Raw genomic sequence first — 23,012 nt, 5'->3', positions numbered from 1 at the left:
CAGAAGAGCCTGTCCTATATAAGGGACAGGCTCTACTCCATATGCACAAACTACAAATATTAATTCTTAATCAAAAAGCGTGCTGACGGATTTTTGTTCATAGACACGGATGATGGCTTCGCTGATCAGTGGAGCCACTGACAGCGACTTCACTTTACCGATCATTTTCTCTTCACCTAATGGAATAGAGTTCGTCACAACCAGCTCTTTAATATTCGAATTCTCGATTCGCTCAATCGCAGGACCAGAAAGAACAGGATGCGTACAGCACGCGAATACTTCTTTCGCACCGTTTTCTACCAACGCATTGGCAGCCAGCGTGATCGTACCTGCAGTGTCAATGATATCATCGATTAAGATGGCGATTTTACCATCAATATTACCAACGATGTTCATGACCTCTGCAACGTTCGGTTTCGGACGGCGTTTATCAATGATGGCAATCGGTGCTTTCAAGCGTTCCGCAAGCTTACGGGCTCTTGTCACTCCTCCGTGGTCCGGGGATACGATGACAAGGTCCTCGTTATTGAATCCTCTTTCTTCAAAGTAATCCGCTAAGATGGGAACACCCATAAGGTGATCGATCAGGATATCAAAGAAACCTTGAATTTGAGGAGCATGCAGGTCCAGTGTGATTACGCGGGTAGCACCGGCTGTTTCCAACAGGTTTGCCACTAATTTAGCCGTGATAGGCTCACGCGCTCTCGCTTTACGGTCCTGACGGGCATAACCATAGTAAGGCATGACAATGTTAATCGTTTTTGCAGATGCACGTTTCAACGCATCTACCATAATAAGAAGCTCCATCAGGTTTTCGTTTACAGGCTGACAAGTAGACTGAATGACGAATACATCACAACCACGGATACTTTCTTCAATGTTAATCTGGATTTCCCCGTCACTAAAACGCTTAACAGAAGATTTCCCTAATTCAACTCCTACTTCATCCGCGATTTCCTTTGCAAGATGGTAGTTTGAATTAAGGGAGAAAATTTTTAATTTGGAATTAATATAAGAGTTTGGCATTGTGGACCTCCAATTATTTCTTATGATTTAGATTTTGAACGTAGTTTTCTTTATTTACCTGACGAGCTCTTGCAATCGAAAGAGACTCTCCTGGAACATCCTCAGTAATCGTAGAACCAGCAGCAATGTAGGCACCTTTTCCAACTTTAACAGGCGCGACCAGATTTGAATTACAGCCTACAAATACACCATCTTCAATCTTTGTCAGGTGCTTATTCTTTCCATCATAGTTCACCGTGATCGATCCACATCCAATGTTGACGTCACTTCCAACCTCTGCATCTCCAATGTAGCTTAAGTGGGATGCTTTACTCGCTTTACCGAACGAAGCCTTCTTAATTTCAACGAAGTTACCAATCTTCACTTCATCTTCAATAGTAGAAGCCGGACGAATGTGAGCAAATGGACCAATATGAACATCCGAACCGATCGAGCTGTCATGAGTTACTGATTGCTTCACAACTGTTCGGTCACCGATCTGACAATCCTTCACCTCAGAATTTGGTCCGATCATAGCATCTTCACCGATTATAGTGTTACCAGTAAGAACCGTACCCGGAAGGATAACCGTATCTCTGCCAATCGTCACATCGGCATCAATATACGTATTGTTTGGATCCTTTATCGTTACACCATTGCGCATATGGTATTCATTGATGCGCTTTTTCATCGTGATCTCTGCTTGAGAAAGCGCGACACGGTCGTTCACACCCAATGTCTCATCAAAGTCACTTGTTTGGTACGCACCCACGATTTCACCTTCAGACTGAAGAATCTCAATTACATCCGGTAAATAATACTCGCCTTGTACGTTATCATTCGAAACCTTTTTCAGGGCATCGAATAACGCTTTATTATCAAAACAATATGTTCCGGTATTGATTTCTTTCACGCTTAGCTCTTCATCAGTTGCATCCTTATGTTCAACAATGCGTTCCACCAAGCCTTCTTGGTTACGGATGATGCGTCCGTATCCATGAGGAGATTCAGTGTGACCAGTCAAGATCGTCGCTTTCGCACCTTGTCCTTCATGATGCTTCACTAACGCTTCCATCGTTTCCCCTTTAATGAGCGGTGTATCACCACATACCACCAAAGTAGTACCTTCTAAATCACCTAACACATCTTCAGACTGCATAACAGCATGAGCGGTACCTAATTGCTCAGCCTGAAGGGCAAAATCACTCTTGCCTTCTAAATGCGACTTCACAAGTTCAGCACCGTGACCGATGATTGTGACAGTCTTTTCTATATGAAGTGTAGAAATTTGGTCGACCACATGTTCCACCATCGGCTTGCCACACACAGGATGAAGAACTTTGTAAAGCTTCGACTTCATTCTCGTACCTTGCCCGGCAGCTAATATAACGGCATATCGATTTGTCATTTTTGGTCCTCCAATAACCTTTTTATCCATAACGAATATATCCTAAAAACTTTATCATTTCAAGGATTCACACAAAAGTACATATATTTGTCATTAGAAAAGCGGAAGGGGCTTGCCCTGGCCCGACAAGCATAAGATGTATTGACCGGAAAGGCGCCCTCCCGGTTTTCCAGGGTGTTTTCATATATTCAAACTTCTATGTCGAATTTTCTTCCCCCTTAAAATAAAAAAAATAATAATTATAGGTTTCATCTTTCTGAAAATCGGGGTATACAAAAAACGTAAGAATTGCCACTTTTAAATGTCCGGCTCTAAAGACAAAAAAAAGAGCCTTACAAAAGTAGGCTCTTGATGTTATAGAACTAATTAGGAAGCCCCAGCTTCTTCTAACTCAACTTCTTCTAGCTCACCTAGACGGTGATACTCAGCTAAGACGGCATCTTGGATCTTGCCGCGAGTACCTGAATTAATTGGGTGAGCAATATCACGAAATTCCCCATCTGGAGTCCGCTTGCTTGGCATCGCTACAAATAAGCCATTGTTCCCATCAATAACGCGAATGTCATGAACAACAAATTCATTATCCAGCGTAATAGATGCGATAGCTCTCATGCGACCATCGGTGTTTACTCGGCGTAATCTTACGTCTGTTACTTCCATTCTGTTCACCACCTTTTTCCCTAGATGAAATCTACTCTATGTATTCAACGAATTATTTACATATTCCTTCTTAAATTGTAAAATTTTTTGAAAAGTTTTATTTTTTATATCCTTCCATCTATTTCATTTGAACTACACTTCTTTTTTGACACAAAAAAACACCCGCGAATTTTACTTCACGAGTGCGATTACTTCGATCTCAACTAAGGCATCTTTAGGTAAGCGGGCTACCTCTACACAAGAACGAGCCGGCTTATGGTTACTAAAATATTCCCCATACACTTCATTAATCGTACCAAAGTCATTCATATCCTTAATGAATACAGTTGCTTTCACGACTGTTTCCAATGACGCTCCGGCTTCCGATAGTACAGCTTGAAGATTACGGAACACCTGATGCGTCTGTTCCGCCACATCACCTTCTACCATAGTACCTTCTGCCGTCAGAGGGATTTGACCTGAACTGTAAAATAAATTATTTACGACAATCCCCTGAGAGTATGGACCAATTGCTGCTGGTGCTTGCTTTGTAGAAACTACACGCATATTAAATGCCTCCCCTTATGGTAGAAATCTTAAATTTGATTGAAAATAATTTCCTTCCGTCAATGAAATCTGTTTATCTTTTTCATTCACATCAGACAATCTTAACAATGAAACATAATCATCCACTAGTCGACCATCGATACTATTGGATTCAACCAAAACGCCTATTCCGGATAAAGTAGCCGAGAACTCTTCCAGTAAATTCTTCATACCGTTGATGGTTCCCCCTGCCTTCATGAAATCATCGACAACCAATACTTTAGACCCTTCCTTCAAACTTCTCTTGGAAAGAACCATGGATTGGATTCTCTTCGATGAGCCGGAGACATAATTAATGCTCACAGTCGACCCCTCTGTTACACGACTATCCCGTCTAACGATGACCACTGGAACATTTAAGTATGAGGCAATGGCATTGGCAATCGGTATCCCTTTTGTCGCTACAGTCATAATGACATCAATATCTTTTTCAGCAAAAGCAGACGCCAGTAATTTCCCGACACTTTTCATAAGCTGAGGGTTACCAAGCAGGTCGGTCATGTAAAGGTATCCGCCTGGTAATAAACGATCTGAGCTTTCCAGATGAACACAAAGCTCATCTATCATTTCTTTCGCTTCCTGACTGTTTACCTTTGGAACATATTTCACTCCACCGGCTGCGCCGGGAACTGTTTGAACTGTCCCCACGCCCCTTCCTTCAAATGTTTCCTTTACTATCGTCAAGTCCTCACTGATGGAAGACTTTGCAGAACCATAGCGTTCAGAGAAAAAAGTTAAAGGAACAAGTTGGTGGGGGCGTTCTAATAAATAATGCGTCATATCAATTAATCGTTCACTACGCTTAAACTTCACCAAAGAAACCTCCTAAATCCGAATATTATAATGTAAATATATCACTAATATACGGATTTCGGCAAGAGCTCTTAATCTCCCAGCATGCGCACAGCGAACACTTGATCACAAAAACCTCTTAAACCATTATAGATTCGATGAAGTCTTGATTCATATTGCACTAATCCATATACCGTCGGCCCACTTCCGCTCATTAGAACAGCATCGGCACCAAAACGCTCCATTTGGTCCTTGATTTGAGCCACTTCAGGGTGCATATCCAATGTGACCGATTCAAGCACGTTCCCAAGATTGGAGCATATATCATGATAATTTCCATGTTCTAAAGCTGAAACCATGCCGTTTGTATTCGGATGTGTAATGTTTTTCAAATCCAAATTTTTATAAACATCAGCTGTCGAAACCCCTATTGTTGGTTTTGCTAATATGACCCAACAATTAGGTGGGGCGGGAAGATGTTTGATTTTCTCGCCTCTCCCTGATGCTAAAGCTGTACCCCCGTAAACACAGAAAGATACATCTGAACCAATTTCGGAACCAAGCTCTGCCAGCTCATCCATACTGAGACCTAAATCCCATAATCGATTTAACCCTTTTAAGGTTGCTGCTGCGTCACTGCTCCCGCCTGCTAATCCTGCTGCTACAGGTATCACTTTATCAATGGATATGGCTACCCCTTTTTTGATATTCAACCTGGTCTTTAAAAGCTGTGCAGCCTGATAGGCAAGATTTCTTCCATCGTCCGGTACAAATCGATTATGCGAAAGAATCTTAATCGTATCATCAGAAAGATTCGTAAGCTCAATTCTATCTGCTAAATCAATTGTAGTCATAACCATCTCAACTTCATGGTAACCATCTGAACGTTTATGTAAAACATCAAGTGATAGGTTAATTTTTGCCGGCGCCTTCACTAATAACCTCATATCATCACCTTCTTACCAATACTCTTTGTTATATTGTATCATACACTTATTATCGAGAGTGTTAACTTCTAAACATACTCATACAAGTATGTTATTTTATCACGTTAAGTACTGATAGGAAAGATTGTCTTGTCCCTATTAAAACAAGGGCCACCTGAAAAGCACTACACTTTTTAGGCGACCCTGTATATGGTACTGATAAAAGATGTAATCCTGTATGCGTGAAAAGAGTTAGTGAGGACGATTATCAGATAATTGCTGACTTGCGCGCTCAACTGCCCGCTTCACCATATTACCTGCATCTCGTGACGTGATTCCACCCCAACCATCCTTCTGAACAACATCATAGAATCCCAATTCCTGAGCGATTTCTTCTTTTAATTGATCAGACATGATTCCTCTTCTTCTGCTCATCGTCTACCTCCTTTAGATGTACCACACGTTTAGTATGTGTACAAAAGGACAGGACAAAACATAACAAAAGCGGAATCCTCTAACTATGTACTTCCTGAAAATTGGACAAATAAAAAAGCAGCAAACGATTGTCTACTGCTGGCTAAAGATGATATTTCCTGTTGCTTCATCATAAAATGTTAATTGAACTGTCTCAGTGAGAACATCTGCATAGCTGTAAGAAACTCGTTCGAACGCATTCTCTTCTTGATCCAGTTGAACCACGAATACAGAAGGATACGTTTCGGCTAGAACACCTGAACGCTCAATTGTTTTTCGACGTCCACCGTTTGCTTTAAGCATTAAACGTTTCCCAAGATTAGAATCAAGGGATCTTTTAATGTCGGCTAATGTTTTTGGCATTTCGCTTCCACCTCACTATAATCAAATATAACACATTATGTAATTTTAGTCAAATAAATTTATTATTTTAACAAGAACATGGAACACCTGTCAATATATTTTATTCAACAAAAAGTACGTTTTTTCTACACACCTAACATTCCCCATACATTGAGAAATTATGTAAACAATAAAAGCGGAGGCGGCTCGATCAGGTCCGACAAGCATAAGGCGAGTGCATCGGAAAGGCGCTTTTTGCCTTTTTGATGCACTTGACTTATGACCTCGAGGGACTAGCCGCCGGAGCTGGACAACAATAAAAGCGGAGGGGCTTTGCCCAGAGGCGACAAGCATAATAACCACTAAAAGACCCACCTTACTAATCTATACATCTAAACACCAAATAGACCTTACAATTCACGCAGTAATTTGTAAGGTCTATTTGATTTTTGTCGAACATTCCCTATTCTTCTTCTGAAATTTTATATGGCATCCCAGTACGAAGGACACCCTTCGTCTCAATTCCCCCAAGCCCTTTGTCCCCTGTTAACGTATTGCGGATGACGTCCCACACATTAACCGAGTCCTTAAACCCCGTAAAACAAATCTTAGCCACGATATAAACGGGGTCCAATGCATGAATATTTACTCTGGACGGGGAGCTGGCAAAATTGGCTCCAGCATGGATCAGGGATTCAAAGTGGGATTGACAAGCACCTGCAAAAATCACTAACTGATCCAGGTGTGGTGATTTGCTGCGTGCTTCCCGCACTGCCTGAACAAAATATTTAGAATGTCGATAGGCGTTAATATCAGCTTTGGTCCCTTTCGCCTTCGAATAGGCATCGTGACCCGTCAAAACAATAATATTCGGTCTATATTTATCGATAAGGGCCCCAATCTGTTCAGGCATCTCTGTCTCGCTGCAGTGAACACCTTTTACCGGGACACCAATTTTTTCATAAAGATCTAGACACTTTCTTAAATAGCTGGGATCTCCATCAAGATGAAGCACTTTCCCTGGAACCTGGAAATAGTTATAATCGTCTCGATAAGCATTCGTCACTCTATATTCCTGCTTATACTTCAGAAGCTCTATATCCTGACGAAATAGGTCAAGAGATTGTTCCTCTTTTGAACGAAACTCCTGTGTAATACGTTCCTGATCTCTAGGGTCCATCTTCTTCAAATCATGAAAAGGAGCATCCGCTATTAATCGAAAATCTTCACCATACAGTACTGCCGTTTTTTGGCCATCTATCATGCGGATATCTATTACCCTGAATAAAATATCACATTGATATGAAAGGCGACCTACGACATCATTGATTTCGATAATCACATCAGTCACTCCCGTGGGCTAAACATTCGTTAAATCAAAAAAGGAAAGCCGAGGAGGATCAACGTTTGTCATATCCTTCTCAACACGTTCCTTATCCTTAATTAAGTAAATATTCCCTGTGATAACCTATGCAACCCTCTACTATTCGGTGTCAATAAAATGGGAGTCCCCTGCGGAGTACACGGTAACAAAAAAATGGCTAAACGCACTTTCACGTTTAGCCATCTATCCAAGCTTTAATTGAAGTTCGGGTATAGCGCATCACTCAACCGGCCGAATTCTTGTATCGACAGTGTCTCTCCACGGCGTGTGGGTTCAATCCCTGCTGCAGATAAGGCCTCAAGGATCATGTCTTTCTTTTCCTTTCCTTGAGGAAGCTGACTGCTTAAATTGTTCAGGATGGTCTTCCTTCTTTGAGCAAAAGACGAGCGAGTAATGATAAAGAAGAATTCTTCACTGATCACCTCGACAGGAGGCTTCTCACGCTTCGTTAGACGGATGACGGCTGAGTCCACATTCGGCTGCGGCATAAAGACCGTTTTCGGGACAGTCATGACCATCTCGGCCTCTGTATAGTACTGGATGGCAATCGAAAGAGATCCGTACGCTTTTGTTCCAGGCTTAGCTGAAATACGGTCCCCTACTTCTTTTTGAAGCATGACACAGATTCCCCTGATTGGAAGATCCTCCATCAACAGCTTAAGAATGATTGGTGTTGTGACGTAATAAGGGAGATTGGCCACTACCATAATATCTTCGAACCCTTCAAACTCATTATTAATAATGGCTTCTACATCCGCCTCTAATATATCTTCATTGATGATTTTAACGTTCTTGTAAGGGGATAATGTATCATCCAGAATAGGAATGAGTCTCTGATCGATTTCAAATGCGACGACCTTTCCTGAGGTACGCGCAAGATGCTCTGTTAACGCACCGATTCCCGGTCCAATCTCAATGGCTGCGGTTTTCTCCGATAACCCTGCGTATTCCGTTATATTCCTGAGGATATTGGGATCAATCAAAAAGTTTTGACCAAGGCTCTTTTTAAACGAGAAACCATACTTACTTAATATCTCTTTCGTGCGTATCGGGGTGGCAATATCTTTATGCATTTTCTTCCTCCTGAATAATTTCCATTAAAGCTTTCTTAAACTCTTCTTTTTGAATATTGAACATCCTTAATCGTTTGTGCAGCTGTTTTCCATTAGTGTATCCGATTCTAAGCTTCTCACCAAGAGCAATTCTTCGATCTTTCGCCTGGGAACTGCCAATTAAACCAGCATCAATTAGATCCTCTTTCGAAATGACCTCTTCCTGCTCAACATCCAGCACAAGAGCCTCTCTTAAAGACTCTCTTATGATATCTGGTGAAGCATGTTCTACACCTATCCCTCTACCTGACTTTGGCAGCGCATCCTTCTTATGTACAAAGGCGTGCTTACAACCCGGTACCGCATCACTTACAATCTTCCGGATACGTTCACCCGGGTAGTCCGGATCGGTAAAGATGATTACGCCTCTTTTTTCCTGGGCGTGTTTTATTTTTTCTATAGTAGCCGGAGACACAGCAGAACCATTCGTTTCAATCGTATCTGCATTGACAGCACGTTGAATGGCTACCGTATCATCCTTTCCTTCCACTACGATGATTTCTTTAATTTTCATAATTCCTCCAAAAAAGTTGAAACATTTCTGCTTTCATTTTCGTCTAATCATTGAAGACCTAAAGCTATTATAACGGTTTTCACCGATAAATAAAAAAAAGCAGGAGAACACACCCCTGCTCTTAGTTTAATATTTTTACTTTTATTGTTTTTCTTCCCCAACGATAGGCATCTGATTTAGACGGGAAGAATACATCAATTTTGTTCCCCTTGATTGCTCCACCCGTATCTGCAGCTACGGCATAGCCATAGCCTTCTACATATACCTTTGTTCCTAATGGAATGACAGAAGGGTCTACTGCGATCACTTTAACATTCGGATTTGATTTCAGGTTGAGTCCTGTAGCTGTATAGCCTGAGCATCCGTTACATGATGCAGTGTAAGCTGTAGAGCTCACATAAAACTCTCTTCCTCCACTTGGAGCTGCTGAGGCTGTTGCAGATGAATTAGATGATGAACTTCCACGTGAAACTTGAGCCACTAAAACCTTTGTTCCGACATTAATGATTTTATCCTGGCTTTCTTTCACTACTTTTTCACTAACTAATTTTCTGGAAACCTCTTTGCCGTTTTCTTTCACAACTTCAAATTTCTTTTCAACCAAGCCGTTTTTACCTTCTTGAACGACCTTCTCTTTTCCTTTTGAAAGATCGGAATCCTTCTTGGAAATAACGGTGAAATCCTTTGTCTCTTCCACTACATCGGTGACTTTTTCAACTCGAACGACATTTACGACATCATTTGCTTTAACAACTTTGTCTAAACTTGGTTCAACACGGTCTGCATCTTTAAGTGTAATTCCTTGTTGCTTTAAAAAGTCAGCGACCGTAGTCGAAGTAGACCATACCTTTTGTTCTTTTCCGCCGTTCACAAGCTTAAGTGAAAATGCGGGATCAATCTTTACGTCCATGTCCCCTGTTACTTTTTCTGATAAGCCGGGTTTGACCTTATCATGTTCTCCTACTTTAATTTCATTTTCAGAGAGTAACTCTTTTACTGTATCAGCAGTCGTCCAGACCTTTTTCGTCTGATCCCCTACTACTACTTCTACCTGTTTTGCCGGTTCCCAAACAATGTTCATGTTATTTGAGACCTTCGTATTCCCCGAAGGGTACAAATAGTCTTGTGAGCGGGTTGAAATCTCTAATTCTTTTAATATATCTTGAATTGTATTCGCATGCGTCCTAATCTCTTTTTGCTCGCCGTCTAAGGTCAATGCCACAGTGTTTTTAGATCCTTCATAAAAAAGAATTCCAAATACAGCTGCGGATGTTACCAATGTTCCGATTGTAACAATCCATTTCCTTCGACTCAAAGACTTGGAAAACAGGCTTTTCATGGTTTTAAACTTCATGAAAAACGCCCCCTTTTCTCGGAGTGATTATATAGAGTAATCCAGTGACTGTCAACCCTTACTTCTTTTAACTTAATCTAGCAAAATATTGAAACCCAGGGAACACAAACCATATTATGCATAAAAGAAGAGAAAAAGAAAAGAGAGAGTTATCGACATGATTATCCTATGAAAGCAGAAACCTATGTAGAACTTTTTGTTTTCACTTGCTATTAGGACAAGCTCTCTCAATTCTCGACAATATCTGATGTCAGTTTATGTTGAATAACTTTTTTGCATTTTCGGTTGTTATGTTCTCTACTTCTTCTAATGATACTTCCTTAAGCTCCGCAATCTGTTCTGCTACCAGCTTCACATATGCAGGTTCATTTCGCTTCCCTCTGTTCGGGTGAGGTGCTAGATAAGGACAGTCTGTTTCGATCAGAAGCTTTTCCAACGGAATTTCTCTTGCTACTTCCTTTGGCTTTTTCGCATTTTTAAAGGTTACGGGACCTCCCAGAGAAATGTAGAAATTCATATCCACACATTCTTGAGCAATTTCAGGACTTCCGCTGAAGCAATGCATGATCCCTCCAACTTCCTCTGCTCCTTCTTCTCTTAAGATATCCACTATATCTTGTGTGGCATCACGGTTGTGTATAATAATTGGGAGTTTTACCTTCTTAGCTAAATGAATTTGTTTTCGAAACACTTCTTTTTGAACATCTTTCGGTGATTTATCCCAGTGATAATCGAGTCCCATTTCCCCTATGGCAACTACTTTAGGGTGATTTGAGAGCTCTTCTATCCAAGCTAAATCTTCATCCTTCAAATCAATTGCATCCACTGGGTGCCAACCGATGCTGGCATATAAAAATTCATATTGCTCAATGAGCTCCATCGCCCGATTAATCGTTGGACGATCAAAGCCGACGACCACCATCTTTTCAACTCCAGCTTCTCTTGCTCTTGAAATTACCTCCTCCAGATCTTCGTCAAATTGTTCAGCATTCAAATGAACATGTGTATCAAATAGCATGTAAGACACTCCTTGTAATAAAGATAAGTTTAATATAAAAAAGCATGACAAGCATCACATTCATGTAACATTCATATTACATATTATGGTTTCTTTGGATATTTTTTATTAATACTGTTCCATTCGCAGTTACTCTTCATTCTATCTATTTTAGCCACAGAACCATAACAATCTGTTTCTTTTTATATTATTGTTTTCTCAATATAGTAATGGGATGAAAAAATAACTAACATAACAATGATCTTCCCGAATATTCTTTATCTCAATATACTAAAGGGATGTTCCACGTGGAACATCCCTTTAAAGACAAAAGAATAAAAACCTTACTTATTTTACTTTTGTTCCATTTGGTAAAGACTGGTCGATGGAAGCAAGAGACAGCGTTCCATTCTCTTCACCAGCAAGAATCATTCCTTGTGAAAGTTCTCCACGCAATTTTACCGGCTTCAAGTTTGTCACACAAATCACTTTTCTCCCAACCAGGTCTTCCGGCTGATAGAATTTAGCAATTCCTGACACAACTTGACGTTTTTCAAAGCCAAGATCCAATTGCAGCTTCAGAAGCTTATCCGCTTTTTTAACCGGCTCAGCTCCAATGACCTCCGCTACTCGAAGCTCAACTTTCATGAAATCATCGATTCCGATTTCCTCAGATTCTTCTTTCGCAGGCTCTTTCTTTTCTTCAACAGCAGGAGCCGACCCTTGCATTTTCTCTTTGATGAAGTTTACCTCTTCCTGAAGTTCAAGTCTAGGGAAGATCGGTTCTCCTTTTTTCACCACTTCAGTTCCTGCCGGAATAGCTCCGAAACTCTCCAGGCTTTCCCATGTGTGCATCTTTTCATCATGAAGGTTCAATTGTTCAAAAATCTTCTTAGGAGTTCTTGTTAAGAACGGTTGTAAAAGAACAGCGACTCTTCGTAATGATTCAGCTAAATGACTCATCACACTGCCAAGCTCTTCTTTTTTGCTTTCGTCTTTAGCAAGGGCCCAAGGCTGAGTTTCATCAATGTATTTATTCGTGCGGCTGATCAATTGCCATAGACTGGACAAAGCTACAGAAAACTCCATGTTTTCCATTGCTTCTTCATATTTATTCACTGTTTCTTTGTTCACGTCCAGGAGAGCCTGATCGAATTCACCGTTAGAATCAACATATGTTGGAATGACCCCATCAAAATATTTATTGATCATGGCCACTGTACGATTTAACAGGTTACCTAAGTCATTGGCTAAGTCGAAGTTGATGCGTTCAACAAATCCTTCAGGCGTAAAGACTCCATCAGAACCGAATGGCACTTCTCTTAACAGGTAGTAACGAAGAGAATCAAGACCGTAACGATCAATAAGGGTGACAGGATCGACTACATTCCCTTTTGATTTTGACATTTTTCCGTCTTTCATCAGAAGCCATCCATGAGCGAAAACCTTCTTAGGAAGCGGAAGATCTAAAGCCATTAACATGATGGGCCAATAAATCGTATGGAAACGAACAATTTCCTTTCCGACCAAGTGAACATCCGCTGGCCAGTACTTTAAGTAATTTGTATCTTTTTCACTGCCGTAGCCCAGAGCTGTAATATAGTTGGAAAGGGCATCGATCCACACGTAAATGACATGCTTGGGATCTCCCGGTACTTTCACTCCCCAGTCGAAGGTTGTTCTTGAAACGGCCAAGTCTTCTAAACCAGGCTTAATGAAGTTATTCACCATCTCATTCTTCCGTGACTCAGGCTGAATGAATTCAGGGTTTTCTTCATAGTAAGCAAGAAGGCGGTCAGCGTATTTGCTCATTTTAAAGAAGTACGATTCTTCCTTCACTTTTTCAACGGTTCTGCCACAATCAGGACAGTTTCCGTTTTCTAATTGACGCTCAGTAAAGAAGGATTCACACGGTGTACAATACCAGCCTTCATACTGGTCCAAGTAAATATCTCCTTGTTCCACAAGCTGATGAAAGATTTTTTCCACGATATCCTTATGACGCTTCTCTGTCGTACGGATAAAATCATCATATGAAATATCCAATTTCCCCCAAAGATCTTTAATTCCACTAACGATTCCGTCTACATATGCTTGAGGAGTAATACCTTCTTCCTGAGCTTTACGTTGAATTTTCTGTCCATGCTCGTCCGTTCCCGTCAGGTACATGACGTCGAATCCACGCATTCTCTTATAACGGGCCATCGCATCACCAGCAACCGTGGTGTAAGCATGTCCAATATGTAAATTTCCACTTGGATAATAAATCGGTGTTGTAATATAGAAGGTGTTTAACTTTTCTTCCACTTTCTGTTCCTCCTCTTTTTTTATCTACCCCCATAAAGCCATAGGAGCCTCCGTATGGTTTATAGTGGCATAATTGTTACGTACATCCATTACCTGCGCCTTACCTATCATCTTAACCTCTTATCTCATCAAAATATACCTAAAATACAGGGTTTCTGCAACTAAACAATGTTGAATCTTAATATTGTCGAAACCAGTGAAGATTTTTGTCTAATTTTGTCGAATGAATAGGTTAAATAAAGATAATTCGACATTTCTCTCACTTATTACTTTCATTACAATAATATTTAATTGGTAATACAATTTTTTACAACAAACCGTAAACCTTATTAAAACAACATTTTTTTATCCATTTTTTCTTAATAATTTACAGATATAATTATTGACGATACTTCTAATCGTTGGTATGATAGAAACAACAAAAGAAATTTGTCGAATATTGACGAACTAGAGAGATATAAATAATATTTATTTGGAGGAGATTTTCAAATGAAGTCTACAGGTATTGTAAGAAAAGTTGATGAATTAGGCCGTGTCGTTATTCCTATCGAATTACGTCGTACATTAGGTATTGCTGAGAAAGATGCTTTAGAAATCTATGTGGATGACGAAAGAATCATCCTAAAGAAGTATAAGCCAAGCATGACTTGCCAAATCACTGGTGAAGTTTCTGATGATAACATCAAGCTTGCTAACGGTAAATTGGTTCTTAGCCGTGAAGGTGCAGATCAATTACTAAAAGAAATCCAGGATTCACTACAAACAAAATAATTTGTTGTTCATATATCAAAGGACCGAGTCGATTTAGACTCGGTCCTTTTTTTGATTTCACATCTCTGCACTTTTCTATTCAACATGATAAGCTTGATAAACTTCCCGTTTTGGAAGGGAGCGGTCTTTTGATACTTGTTTGATGGCTTCTTTGGAGGTCATGCTTTTTTCGTTCATGTAATGCTGCACATGATCAAGAAGGGAGTAGGGGCTCCACCAGGCCTCTTCCTCTTCTTTTTCCAACGGACCCGCTCCTTCAATTAATAAGCAGAATTCGCCTCGTACTTCCCCATCATTTGCCCATTCCATTACTTCTTCCAGGGATCCACGGATGAATTCCTCGAACTTCTTCGTGAGCTCACGACAAACAACGATTTGTCTATTCCCTAAAGCCGCATGTAATTCTTTTAATGTTTCTTTTAATCTGTGTGGTGATTCATACAGGATAAATGTATCTTCCACCGATTTTAATGTTTCAAGCTCGGCTCTTTTGTCTTTTTTCCCTCTATGTAAAAACCCATAGAAGTAAAATGGCTGGGGTGCCAATCCTGAAGCGATTAAAGAGGTAAGAGCTGCATTCGCTCCCGGTAATGGAATGACAGCAATTTCGTGATCGATTGCTTCTTTCACCAGTTCGTAACCCGGATCTGAAATGGATGGCATTCCTGCATCACTTACAAGGGCAACGAGCTCGCCTCTTTCCATACGTTCAATCAGCTTCTGTCCGCTCGTTTCTTTATTGTGCTCATGATAGCTGATGATCGGCGTATCAATTTCAAAGTAGTTACATAATTTTTTTGTATTTCTTGTATCTTCAGCCGCAATCACTGCCGCTTCCTTCATCATGCGGATGGCCCGAAACGTCATATCCTCTAAATTCCCGATCGGTGTAGGGACAAGATACAAACTTCCTTTTTCACTATCTTGAAAGCTTTTCTGTTGGTTCATTGAATAGCTCACCTCCTCATTTCTTTAGTCCTTATCTTCATTCTTTCCAAACAGCATATCATATACTTCCGTTGAATATTTGTTCTCTTCATCGTACACATAAAGGGGTGGCAGGATTTTCAGGTCCGGTTTCCCATCTTTTATTCCTTCTATTAAGATGGTGTTAGCTTCTCTTCCCGGCTTCGGATATACGAAGCGCAATCGTTTCGGCTCGAGACGATGCTTCCTCATCAACGAGAGGATGTCCATCAAGCGACCTGGACGATGGACGAAGGAAGCCTTTCCTCCTTGCTTCAGAAGATAGCTTGAAGCTTGAATGGTATCCTCAAGGGAACAAAGGATTTCATGACGGGCGATCGCATAGTGTTCGTTTACGTTTCTTTTATCACCGGGTGGAGTATTAAAGTATGGAGGATTACATGTTACGACATCATAGTGTGAATGATGAAGGAGCTGAGCGATCTCCTTTACATCCCCCAGCTTCATGGTTATTTGATTTTGACGGCCATTATACTCGACACTTCTCTGTGCCATATCAAATAATCTTTCTTGAATCTCCACCCCCGTAATGTCAACGTTGGTTCTCGCACTTAGCAATAAGGGGATGATGCCGTTACCTGAACATAGATCCACCACTTTCCCTTTGTGAATCGGTAAATAGCTGAAATGGGCCAATAGTACAGCATCTGTTGAAAAGGAGAAAACAGATGAACTTTGAATGATCCTCATATTTTCAGCCAATAAATAATCTAAACGTTCATCTTCTTTTAACTCGACCATGCCTTTCCTCCACTTTTTCTTCTATTATATGTAGTTTCTAAAGTTTTAAATAGGAGGGCAAATCCCCTCCGCTTTTCGATTTGTCCAGCTCCGGGGCTTAGGGGCTCGAGGTCATAAGCCCATTCTGCCAAAAAGGACAAGTACGCCTTTCCGGCAGACTCGTCTTATGCTTGTCGCCCCTGGGCAAAGCCCCTCCGCTTTTCGATTAAAAAGGACCAATCCCATATATATGGATCAGTCCTTTTTCATCTGTATTTTATTCAGAAGGATGAAGGTTTCCTCACTTCTTGTTTAAGAATGAGAGGCAGAATAAACAATCTTCATCCTTCCGTGGACTTCCGAAATGTATATTACAAATATGAAATCCTTCCTGGTATAATCGAGCAAGGTTGTCATACCCTTCTCCTATATCCAGTGCTTTATCTTCTAAGTCTGACTCACTCGTTGTACCCGCATCGCTGTTTGTTTGTACCTTTTTTGGTGAGTTCTCTGTTTGTTCCAGTCTACGGCGCAAATGCTCATTTTCAAGCTTCAATGAATTATTCTCTTCCAACATTTCAGCTAGACATTGCTTGAGCTCACCTAATTGATGATATAAATGACCAATTTGTTGTTCCATGTTACTGACTGAATCAAAGAACTCTTTTTTATCCACGACACTACACCCCGTTACTCTGTGGCTTGGAATGATACGGCACCCACGTTCATGATTTCATCTAATGTGAATTCCAGAACCCGCTCTTCTTCTTTAATATCCACTTGAAGAATACGTTCCAGAATATTAAGACCTACCACTTTACCTTTTCCATGAGGTGTCTTAATCACTTCTCCGATATCTGGTAATTCCGCTTTCGCTGCTTCATACTCGTCGTTCTCGTATTTCAGACAGCACATTAAACGTCCGCATAAACCTGAAATCTTCGTTGGATTAAGGGATAGATTTTGATCCTTCGCCATCTTGATGGATACCGGCTCAAAATCACCTAAAAAGGTAGAACAACATAGCATGCGGCCACAAGGACCAATACCACCCAGCATTTTTGCTTCGTCTCGAACGCCAATCTGACGAAGTTCTATGCGCGTACGGAAAATGGAAGCTAAATCTTTTACTAGCTCTCGGAAATCAACTCGTCCATCAGCCGTAAAATAGAATATGACTTTGTTACGATCAAATGTATACTCTACATCTACCAGTTTCATATCTAATTGATGCTGATTAATTTTATCACAACATACATTGTAGGCTTCCGTCGCAGATGATTTGTTCTCATCTACGATTAATCGATCTTTTTGATCAGCGATACGAATCACTTTTTTCAATGGAAGCACTACATCATTTTCTCCGACTTGCTTTCTCTCTACGACTACTTTTCCAAATTCGATCCCGCGAACGGTTTCAACGATTACATAAGAATCTTTGTGAATATCCAATTCACCCGGATCGAAATAATAGATTTTACCCGCTTTTTTAAAGCGTACACCTACAACATCGTACAAAGGACCATCACCCCTGCAGTTTTAGCATAAGCTGTTCTACTAGCAGCTGCGAATTCATATTGGCGTTTAACTTGCGTTTTGCTTCAAGTATCGCCGTCATATTAGTAGAAAGACGATTGGTAGATACTTGAAGTGCGTTTGATTTCCAGTTTTCCTTTTGGTCCGGGTACACGAGCTGTTCTTCTTTTCCTAACTGGATATGAAGTAAGTCTTTATATATTAGAAGTAAAAGATCTAATGCTCGATCGACTTGATCTTTTTCTTTGAAGTGCTGTACAAAATCCTCCTGTATTTTGACCATTGCTTGGAAGGGACTTTTCTGGAGGACTTCATATAATTTTAACACTATTATTCTTGCTTGTGCAAACCACTCATTTTGACATATTTCTACAGCTTCCTCATAATGGTTCGTCAAGTTGGCTGCAAGCGTCGCAAAATGGGGTGGGATCCCCTCTTCCAATAACTGTTTTGTCAGCTGTTCTTTCGGTAACGGCTTAAAGGAAATCGTCTGGCACCGTGAAAGAATAGTAGGCAATATGCGATGAATATTTTCTGTGATGAGAATCGCTGTGGTATCAGCTAACGGCTCTTCAAGAAACTTGAGCAGGCTATTAGCCGCATTCGCTGTCATCTTATCTCCATGAACAATAATGTAAATCTTCTTCTTGGATTCTACACCTGTTTTCGAAAATTCTTCTTGCAAACTTTTAATCTGATCCTTCTTGATTGAAAGACCGTCCGGCTCTACCAGATGCAGGTCCGGGTGATTCCCATGATTGATCCTTCTGCAGTTGGAGCAGCTTTCACATGCCTTTCCATCTACACGGTTCACACATAGCAAAGCTTTCGCAAACAGGATGCTCATTTCTTTCTTTCGTGTCCCTTTTTCACCCTCGAATAAATAAGCATGAGCGACACGATCCTTTACAATACTATTCTGAAGCATCTGAAGGACGACGGGCTGAAATGGTTGTATCTCTTCAAACAACATGTCTTAACATCACTCTCTTACATATAAAGATTAATAAGCAATCCCTTTATTTCTCCAATTTTCCCCAAAATATCAATGGAGTTCTTTTCTTTATCTAAAACATCTTCCGTCAGGTCAACCAGCTGTTGATCGATGGTTTCTACTATATTGAGCTTTCTGCCTTCACCATACTGATTCCACGTATGAGATTGCTTCAAATCCATCCCGAAATCTACGGCCTCACGCACAAATTTTTTGACCAATGTTTTATATTTAGCAAGATCTTTAAATGACCTTGATTTGGCTAAACGACTGCCGGCATCTTCTATTGTGACGAGCAGTTTACTGAGCTGTTCCATCTGCATTTTCTGATCGTGCTTATGAACAAGCTGCCCGAATTTAACTTGACCTGTTCCTTTAGATTTCTGGTCTTTCGTTACTTTATCTAAAGAAACCCGATGGTCCTGGTTAATTTTCATAGGTTCAACCTCACTTTAAAACTGATGGAATTGCTCTACAGGAAGAACGAATACGGTCGCTCCCCCAACGGCTACTTCAACAGGGTAAGGCACGTATGAATCTGCATTCCCACCCATTGGAGAAACAGGAGCCACCATCTGATCCCGTGACTGACAGTTTTCTTTAATAACCTGTAACGCTTTATCTACACGAATATCTTCTGTACCAATAATGAACGTGGTATTCCCTGACTTCAAAAACCCGCCGGTACTTGCTAATTTCGTCGAACGAAAATTATGTTCCATCAGGGCATTAGACAAACGATTGCTATCTTTATCCTGTACAACTGCCATAATTACCTTCATTAATCAATTCCTCCGTTTTAAAGCCATATACTTCCTTCTATTATATCATTGAACAGGATCCCAATACATGTTTCATCCAAAAAAGAGGCGGACTTCTTAGCACCAATTTTCGCTTAGAAGTCCGCCTTTTTATTTTAACCAAACTTACTTGTTTAAGTAATCGGTCACGATACCATATGCATCACCAAATACAGCTTCTTTGCTCTGGCTGGCATCGATGACTTGAATACGATCAGGATATTGTTTTATTAACTTCTGATACCCTTCCCTGACGCGCGTATGGAAATCAACCGATTCCAGATCCAACCGGTTCACTTCTCTCCCATTATGTTTCGCAATTCTCTTTAACCCTTCTTCGGGATCGATATCAAAATATAACGTTAGATCCGGCATCTTATCCTCAATGGCAAATTGATTGATATCCATGACCTCTTCCATACCGATTCCACGGGCATTCCCCTGATAAGCAAGGGAACTATCAATAAAACGATCACAAATCACAATCTTCCCTTCTTCAAGTGCGGGAATCACTTTTTCCACCAAATGCTGTCGTCTCGCTGCAGCATATAAAAGAGCTTCCGTCCGTTTATCCATTTCCGTGTTGCCTGTATTTAAAATGACCTCTCTAATCTGTTCAGCAATGGAAATGCCTCCAGGCTCCCTCGTCTGAATGACATTGAAGCCTTCCTGTAATAATCGGTTATATAGTTCCGTCAGTATCGTTGATTTACCGGCTCCCTCAGGACCTTCAACTGTAATAAACAATCCTTTTGACATGTCTTTCCCTCCACTTGCTTATCGGTACACAAACAAACGATTTTCACCTAAGCGGTGATGACCTTGAATGTTTGCCTTATTCTTTACATACTCTGTTAAGCGCTCAATGGCTTGAGAGGTGATTCGTTCTCCTGGAATCAACAGAGGAATTCCCGGTGGATAAGGAGTGACCATTCCCGCTGAAATTTCTCCTTCTGCTACGCGAAGGGGAATGAGTGCTTCCTCCTTCTCTTCCATATCCTCAAAGCTTAATGCCAATGTAGTAAAAAACTCTTGGTTATTTGAACGATTTGTTTCATGAATCTTTATCTTTTCTATTATCGGTTCATTCCCTAATGCCCTGCGTATTCGATTGATCGCTTCTTGATAAGGAAAAGATCGATCTTTCTTCAGTAATGGAAGAATCAGCAGTACATAATCGGGGTCAGCAAGCTCCGGATAAACTCCCTCTGACTCTAATAACTGTTGTAGAGTGTACCCTGACCTCCCCGCAAGCTTCATGACAACCTTTAGTGGATCATCCGACCCCTTTACAATGAGTTGAGGATGACTCCCCTCTAATGCTTGTACAAACTTATTGATCTCTTTCAGGTTCTGTTCCTTATCTTCTTTTGTAAAAGTCCCGATATAGGACCTAGCATAATCAAGGGATGCCATAATCGGATACGATGGACTACTTGATTGTAGCATAGTTAAATACTCTTTCACTTTACGCTCACTCACTCTGGGGCTTGTGATGTGTAAATACGACCCCATGGTCATGGCCGGGAGCATCTTGTGAGCTGAATGGACGACAATATCCGCTCCACATTCAATTGCAGACACCGGAAAAGGGCTGCCCAATGTAAAATGAGCACCATGTGCCTCATCAACGATACACGTCACATCATGTTTATGTAATTCTTCGATTATCTCATCAATATTGTACGTGAACCCATAATAAGTTGGATACGTAAGGACACACGCCTTCACCCGGGGAAGTGCCTTCAATGCTTCTTTCAGGGCGTCTAGACGGATACCAAGGGCGTTTCCCTCGTCATTCCACTCTGTTTCTATTAATATAGGAACAGCCTTAGCAAGCTTGATTCCATTTAATACCGACTTATGACAATTCCTTTGAACGAATACGCGATCTCCCGGTGAGCATGAAGCAAGAATGGCAGCAATATTTCCAACTGTACTTCCGTTCACTAAAAAATAACTATTCATCGTCCCATATACATCCGTCAGCAAGTCCTCCGCTTCACCTATCGCCTCATGAGGATCATGTAAATCATCCAATCCGCTTAACTCTGTAACATCAGATTGATAAAATGATTGATCATCCATCAATAAACCGCTTTTATGACCCGGCACATGAAAAGAGATAGGCTTGGCAGACCGATGCTTCTCTATCGCCTCAATAAGAGGGGTTCTCCCCTGATCTCGTTTCATAATCTAAATCTCCTCATAAAAAATATTCACTCATATCGTATCACACCCAGGCTGTTCGATGCTCCAGGGAACAAGGAAAACTTTTTACCTACTAAAATCAAAAAAAATCATAACCAAATGTACTTCCTGGTTATGAATAGATTTGAGGAGTATTCACTTTTTTTAACCGTTGAACGAATGTTTTATACAAAGGATCATTTGTTTCTGTCTGAACCATTTCTTTCTCACATTCTGTGCAGATAAACGATGTGTATAGATGGATTCCAATCTTCTTTTCAACGTGACAAACGATACACTCTTCTAAAGCCGCCTTACGCTCTGGATTTAACATAGGGCTCTCCACCTCCATACAACCTATTCTGCCTCAAAACCACCAATTGTATACATTATTCCAAACTTTTAAACTGACAGAATAATCAAGTGTAATTTATCTTATGTTACAATCGCCCTGTCTGTGTATGTCTCTATAAAAAAGATTGCGGAAAAAAAGATATTGGTGGGAAATGGAGATCATTTTTGGGTATTTGGAAAGTTGATCATTATATTTGGTCGGATAATGGATGTGGTATGTCCCGTAGGTGCTGATAGAAAGCTATGAAGCTTGCAAAATCGTATAAGTTACGTTGTTTTTGTGTGAAAATGTGACGCATCATGGACGTGTGTGCCTGTTTTAACGGTGTTAGTACCGTTTGTATAGGTATAACTTTGCCTTGATTTGTGATAATTGCGTCGTTTTGTTATTTTATGCGTCGGTTTAGACCTTTATTGCGTCATTTTTTTATTTTTTGCGTCGTTTTCGGCCATTATTGCGTCAATTTTTCGTTATATGCGTCTTTTATCAAATATCACCTAACCTCTTGTATAATTACCAACTATTCCAAAGCTTAGCTGTATAGAGGATTGATGTTCAATCCAAACATCATTTCCATACATTCAGACCACAAAAAAGAGTAACTCAATGAGCTACTCTTTTACATTTGCCTGGCGACGTCCTACTCTCACAGGGGGAGATCCCCCAACTACCATCGGCGCTGAAGAGCTTAACTTCCGTGTTCGGCATGGGAACGGGTGTGACCTCTTCGCCATTGTCACCAGACGAATATTCAATTGAAGGATTGTTCCTTCAAAACTAGATAAAGAATTGATGTCAA

The 23,012-nt window shown here is 40.6% G+C and carries 25 protein-coding genes and 1 rRNA gene; 1 reads left to right on the top strand and 25 read right to left on the bottom strand.

Annotated features, from left to right (window positions below; translation table 11 throughout):
• Window positions 1-66: 66 nt before the first annotated feature.
• The 14 genes from ACOSV2_RS22160 to metG all read right to left on the bottom strand — a co-directional run bounded on the left by ACOSV2_RS22160 (window position 67) and on the right by metG (window position 13,860).
• Entirely contained in the window at window positions 67-1,026 is a 960-nt protein-coding gene (locus ACOSV2_RS22160; protein WP_113971041.1) for a ribose-phosphate diphosphokinase, read from the bottom strand.
• A 13-nt stretch (window positions 1,027-1,039) separates the two neighbouring features.
• A complete protein-coding gene (glmU, locus tag ACOSV2_RS22155) occupies window positions 1,040-2,413 on the bottom strand; it encodes a bifunctional UDP-N-acetylglucosamine diphosphorylase/glucosamine-1-phosphate N-acetyltransferase GlmU (RefSeq protein ID WP_428976862.1) in 1,374 nt (457 codons plus the stop codon).
• A 366-nt stretch (window positions 2,414-2,779) separates the two neighbouring features.
• Window positions 2,780-3,073: a septation regulator SpoVG gene (gene spoVG / locus ACOSV2_RS22150; protein WP_032085215.1), complete on the bottom strand. Its 294-nt coding sequence runs from the start codon at window positions 3,071-3,073 to the stop codon at window positions 2,780-2,782.
• A 171-nt stretch (window positions 3,074-3,244) separates the two neighbouring features.
• Entirely contained in the window at window positions 3,245-3,619 is a 375-nt protein-coding gene (locus ACOSV2_RS22145; protein ID WP_044340630.1) for a RidA family protein, read from the bottom strand.
• 15 nt (window positions 3,620-3,634) lie between these two features.
• Window positions 3,635-4,471, bottom strand: coding sequence for a pur operon repressor (purR, locus tag ACOSV2_RS22140; RefSeq protein ID WP_397554536.1), 837 nt, complete (start codon window positions 4,469-4,471; stop codon window positions 3,635-3,637).
• 71 nt (window positions 4,472-4,542) lie between these two features.
• Window positions 4,543-5,397, bottom strand: a complete 855-nt coding sequence (ispE, locus tag ACOSV2_RS22135) for a 4-(cytidine 5'-diphospho)-2-C-methyl-D-erythritol kinase (RefSeq protein ID WP_428976861.1) — start codon at window positions 5,395-5,397, stop codon at window positions 4,543-4,545.
• A gap of 231 nt (window positions 5,398-5,628) precedes the next feature.
• Window positions 5,629-5,811: a small, acid-soluble spore protein, alpha/beta type gene (locus tag ACOSV2_RS22130; protein ID WP_397554537.1), complete on the bottom strand. Its 183-nt coding sequence runs from the start codon at window positions 5,809-5,811 to the stop codon at window positions 5,629-5,631.
• A 132-nt stretch (window positions 5,812-5,943) separates the two neighbouring features.
• The gene (gene veg, locus ACOSV2_RS22125) at window positions 5,944-6,213 is read right to left on the bottom strand and encodes a biofilm formation stimulator Veg (protein WP_032085220.1); all 270 of its coding nucleotides are present in this window, start codon (window positions 6,211-6,213) and stop codon (window positions 5,944-5,946) included.
• Window positions 6,214-6,655: 442 nt separating this feature from the next.
• Window positions 6,656-7,534 carry a sporulation peptidase YabG gene (gene yabG / locus ACOSV2_RS22120; protein WP_428976860.1) on the bottom strand — a complete coding sequence of 293 codons (879 nt, stop codon included), beginning with the start codon at window positions 7,532-7,534 and terminating at the stop codon, window positions 6,656-6,658.
• A gap of 236 nt (window positions 7,535-7,770) precedes the next feature.
• On the bottom strand, window positions 7,771-8,649 hold the full coding sequence (gene rsmA, locus ACOSV2_RS22115) for a 16S rRNA (adenine(1518)-N(6)/adenine(1519)-N(6))-dimethyltransferase RsmA (protein WP_428976859.1): 879 nt from the start codon (window positions 8,647-8,649) through the stop codon (window positions 7,771-7,773).
• Window positions 8,642-9,202 carry a ribonuclease M5 gene (gene rnmV / locus ACOSV2_RS22110; RefSeq protein ID WP_428976858.1) on the bottom strand — a complete coding sequence of 187 codons (561 nt, stop codon included), beginning with the start codon at window positions 9,200-9,202 and terminating at the stop codon, window positions 8,642-8,644. The genes rsmA and rnmV overlap by 8 nt, the downstream gene beginning before the upstream one ends.
• Before the next feature lie 121 nt (window positions 9,203-9,323).
• A complete protein-coding gene (locus ACOSV2_RS22105) occupies window positions 9,324-10,556 on the bottom strand; it encodes a ubiquitin-like domain-containing protein (protein ID WP_428976857.1) in 1,233 nt (410 codons plus the stop codon).
• Between the two features lie 250 nt (window positions 10,557-10,806).
• Window positions 10,807-11,574 (bottom strand): TatD family hydrolase, encoded by a 768-nt coding sequence (locus tag ACOSV2_RS22100; RefSeq protein ID WP_428976856.1) that lies wholly within the window; start codon window positions 11,572-11,574, stop codon window positions 10,807-10,809.
• Window positions 11,575-11,901: 327 nt separating this feature from the next.
• The gene (gene metG / locus ACOSV2_RS22095) at window positions 11,902-13,860 is read right to left on the bottom strand and encodes a methionine--tRNA ligase (protein ID WP_428976855.1); all 1,959 of its coding nucleotides are present in this window, start codon (window positions 13,858-13,860) and stop codon (window positions 11,902-11,904) included.
• Window positions 13,861-14,349: 489 nt separating this feature from the next.
• Here metG and ACOSV2_RS22090 point away from each other — a divergent pair, with 489 nt between their 5' ends.
• On the top strand, window positions 14,350-14,631 hold the full coding sequence (locus ACOSV2_RS22090; protein WP_044340639.1) for an AbrB/MazE/SpoVT family DNA-binding domain-containing protein: 282 nt from the start codon (window positions 14,350-14,352) through the stop codon (window positions 14,629-14,631).
• A 75-nt stretch (window positions 14,632-14,706) separates the two neighbouring features.
• Here ACOSV2_RS22090 and rsmI read toward each other — a convergent pair whose 3' ends face one another.
• The 11 genes from rsmI to rrf form a co-directional block, all read right to left on the bottom strand.
• Window positions 14,707-15,579, bottom strand: coding sequence for a 16S rRNA (cytidine(1402)-2'-O)-methyltransferase (gene rsmI / locus ACOSV2_RS22085; RefSeq protein ID WP_428976854.1), 873 nt, complete (start codon window positions 15,577-15,579; stop codon window positions 14,707-14,709).
• 24 nt (window positions 15,580-15,603) lie between these two features.
• Window positions 15,604-16,359 carry a tRNA1(Val) (adenine(37)-N6)-methyltransferase gene (locus ACOSV2_RS22080; protein WP_428976853.1) on the bottom strand — a complete coding sequence of 252 codons (756 nt, stop codon included), beginning with the start codon at window positions 16,357-16,359 and terminating at the stop codon, window positions 15,604-15,606.
• A gap of 280 nt (window positions 16,360-16,639) precedes the next feature.
• Window positions 16,640-17,014 carry a DNA replication initiation control protein YabA gene (gene yabA / locus ACOSV2_RS22075; protein WP_113971027.1) on the bottom strand — a complete coding sequence of 125 codons (375 nt, stop codon included), beginning with the start codon at window positions 17,012-17,014 and terminating at the stop codon, window positions 16,640-16,642.
• A 14-nt stretch (window positions 17,015-17,028) separates the two neighbouring features.
• Entirely contained in the window at window positions 17,029-17,856 is an 828-nt protein-coding gene (locus ACOSV2_RS22070; protein WP_428976852.1) for a PSP1 domain-containing protein, read from the bottom strand.
• A gap of 7 nt (window positions 17,857-17,863) precedes the next feature.
• Window positions 17,864-18,847 carry a DNA polymerase III subunit delta' gene (holB, locus tag ACOSV2_RS22065; RefSeq protein ID WP_428976851.1) on the bottom strand — a complete coding sequence of 328 codons (984 nt, stop codon included), beginning with the start codon at window positions 18,845-18,847 and terminating at the stop codon, window positions 17,864-17,866.
• Window positions 18,848-18,864: 17 nt separating this feature from the next.
• Window positions 18,865-19,305 carry a YaaR family protein gene (locus ACOSV2_RS22060; RefSeq protein ID WP_428976850.1) on the bottom strand — a complete coding sequence of 147 codons (441 nt, stop codon included), beginning with the start codon at window positions 19,303-19,305 and terminating at the stop codon, window positions 18,865-18,867.
• 15 nt (window positions 19,306-19,320) lie between these two features.
• Window positions 19,321-19,650 carry a cyclic-di-AMP receptor gene (locus ACOSV2_RS22055; RefSeq protein WP_044340646.1) on the bottom strand — a complete coding sequence of 110 codons (330 nt, stop codon included), beginning with the start codon at window positions 19,648-19,650 and terminating at the stop codon, window positions 19,321-19,323.
• 144 nt (window positions 19,651-19,794) lie between these two features.
• The gene (gene tmk, locus ACOSV2_RS22050) at window positions 19,795-20,427 is read right to left on the bottom strand and encodes a dTMP kinase (RefSeq protein WP_113971023.1); all 633 of its coding nucleotides are present in this window, start codon (window positions 20,425-20,427) and stop codon (window positions 19,795-19,797) included.
• A gap of 18 nt (window positions 20,428-20,445) precedes the next feature.
• On the bottom strand, window positions 20,446-21,861 hold the full coding sequence (locus tag ACOSV2_RS22045; RefSeq protein ID WP_428976849.1) for an aminotransferase class I/II-fold pyridoxal phosphate-dependent enzyme: 1,416 nt from the start codon (window positions 21,859-21,861) through the stop codon (window positions 20,446-20,448).
• A 130-nt stretch (window positions 21,862-21,991) separates the two neighbouring features.
• Window positions 21,992-22,192, bottom strand: a complete 201-nt coding sequence (locus ACOSV2_RS22040) for a sigma factor G inhibitor Gin (protein ID WP_428976848.1) — start codon at window positions 22,190-22,192, stop codon at window positions 21,992-21,994.
• Window positions 22,193-22,840: 648 nt separating this feature from the next.
• Window positions 22,841-22,957: ribosomal RNA gene (gene rrf / locus ACOSV2_RS22035) — 5S ribosomal RNA — on the bottom strand.
• Between the last annotated feature and the right edge of the window lie 55 nt (window positions 22,958-23,012).

This window comes from Rossellomorea sp. DUT-2, from assembly GCF_052665285.1.
This window is presented reverse-complemented; position numbering and strand designations above follow the sequence as displayed.

What these genes read in the sequence shown, in the direction of transcription:
- ACOSV2_RS22100 (WP_428976856.1), bottom strand. Translation starts at nt 11,574, where the DNA reads ATGCTATTTGATACACATGTTCATTTGAATGCTGAACAATTTGACGAA.
- ispE (WP_428976861.1), bottom strand. Translation starts at nt 5,397, where the DNA reads ATGAGGTTATTAGTGAAGGCGCCGGCAAAAATTAACCTATCACTTGAT.
- ACOSV2_RS22045 (WP_428976849.1), bottom strand. Translation starts at nt 21,861, where the DNA reads ATGAAACGAGATCAGGGGAGAACCCCTCTTATTGAGGCGATAGAGAAG.
- rnmV (WP_428976858.1), bottom strand. Translation starts at nt 9,202, where the DNA reads ATGAAAATTAAAGAAATCATCGTAGTGGAAGGAAAGGATGATACGGTA.
- rsmA (WP_428976859.1), bottom strand. Translation starts at nt 8,649, where the DNA reads ATGCATAAAGATATTGCCACCCCGATACGCACGAAAGAGATATTAAGT.
- ACOSV2_RS22055 (WP_044340646.1), bottom strand. Translation starts at nt 19,650, where the DNA reads ATGAAGGTAATTATGGCAGTTGTACAGGATAAAGATAGCAATCGTTTG.
- ACOSV2_RS22105 (WP_428976857.1), bottom strand. Translation starts at nt 10,556, where the DNA reads ATGAAGTTTAAAACCATGAAAAGCCTGTTTTCCAAGTCTTTGAGTCGA.
- ACOSV2_RS22080 (WP_428976853.1), bottom strand. Translation starts at nt 16,359, where the DNA reads ATGGTCGAGTTAAAAGAAGATGAACGTTTAGATTATTTATTGGCTGAA.
- ACOSV2_RS22160 (WP_113971041.1), bottom strand. Translation starts at nt 1,026, where the DNA reads ATGCCAAACTCTTATATTAATTCCAAATTAAAAATTTTCTCCCTTAAT.
- ACOSV2_RS22090 (WP_044340639.1), top strand. Translation starts at nt 14,350, where the DNA reads ATGAAGTCTACAGGTATTGTAAGAAAAGTTGATGAATTAGGCCGTGTC.
- veg (WP_032085220.1), bottom strand. Translation starts at nt 6,213, where the DNA reads ATGCCAAAAACATTAGCCGACATTAAAAGATCCCTTGATTCTAATCTT.
- rsmI (WP_428976854.1), bottom strand. Translation starts at nt 15,579, where the DNA reads ATGAACCAACAGAAAAGCTTTCAAGATAGTGAAAAAGGAAGTTTGTAT.
- glmU (WP_428976862.1), bottom strand. Translation starts at nt 2,413, where the DNA reads ATGACAAATCGATATGCCGTTATATTAGCTGCCGGGCAAGGTACGAGA.
- ACOSV2_RS22130 (WP_397554537.1), bottom strand. Translation starts at nt 5,811, where the DNA reads ATGAGCAGAAGAAGAGGAATCATGTCTGATCAATTAAAAGAAGAAATC.
- spoVG (WP_032085215.1), bottom strand. Translation starts at nt 3,073, where the DNA reads ATGGAAGTAACAGACGTAAGATTACGCCGAGTAAACACCGATGGTCGC.
- ACOSV2_RS22040 (WP_428976848.1), bottom strand. Translation starts at nt 22,192, where the DNA reads ATGTTAAATCCAGAGCGTAAGGCGGCTTTAGAAGAGTGTATCGTTTGT.
- tmk (WP_113971023.1), bottom strand. Translation starts at nt 20,427, where the DNA reads ATGTCAAAAGGATTGTTTATTACAGTTGAAGGTCCTGAGGGAGCCGGT.
- ACOSV2_RS22060 (WP_428976850.1), bottom strand. Translation starts at nt 19,305, where the DNA reads ATGAAAATTAACCAGGACCATCGGGTTTCTTTAGATAAAGTAACGAAA.
- ACOSV2_RS22145 (WP_044340630.1), bottom strand. Translation starts at nt 3,619, where the DNA reads ATGCGTGTAGTTTCTACAAAGCAAGCACCAGCAGCAATTGGTCCATAC.
- holB (WP_428976851.1), bottom strand. Translation starts at nt 18,847, where the DNA reads ATGTTGTTTGAAGAGATACAACCATTTCAGCCCGTCGTCCTTCAGATG.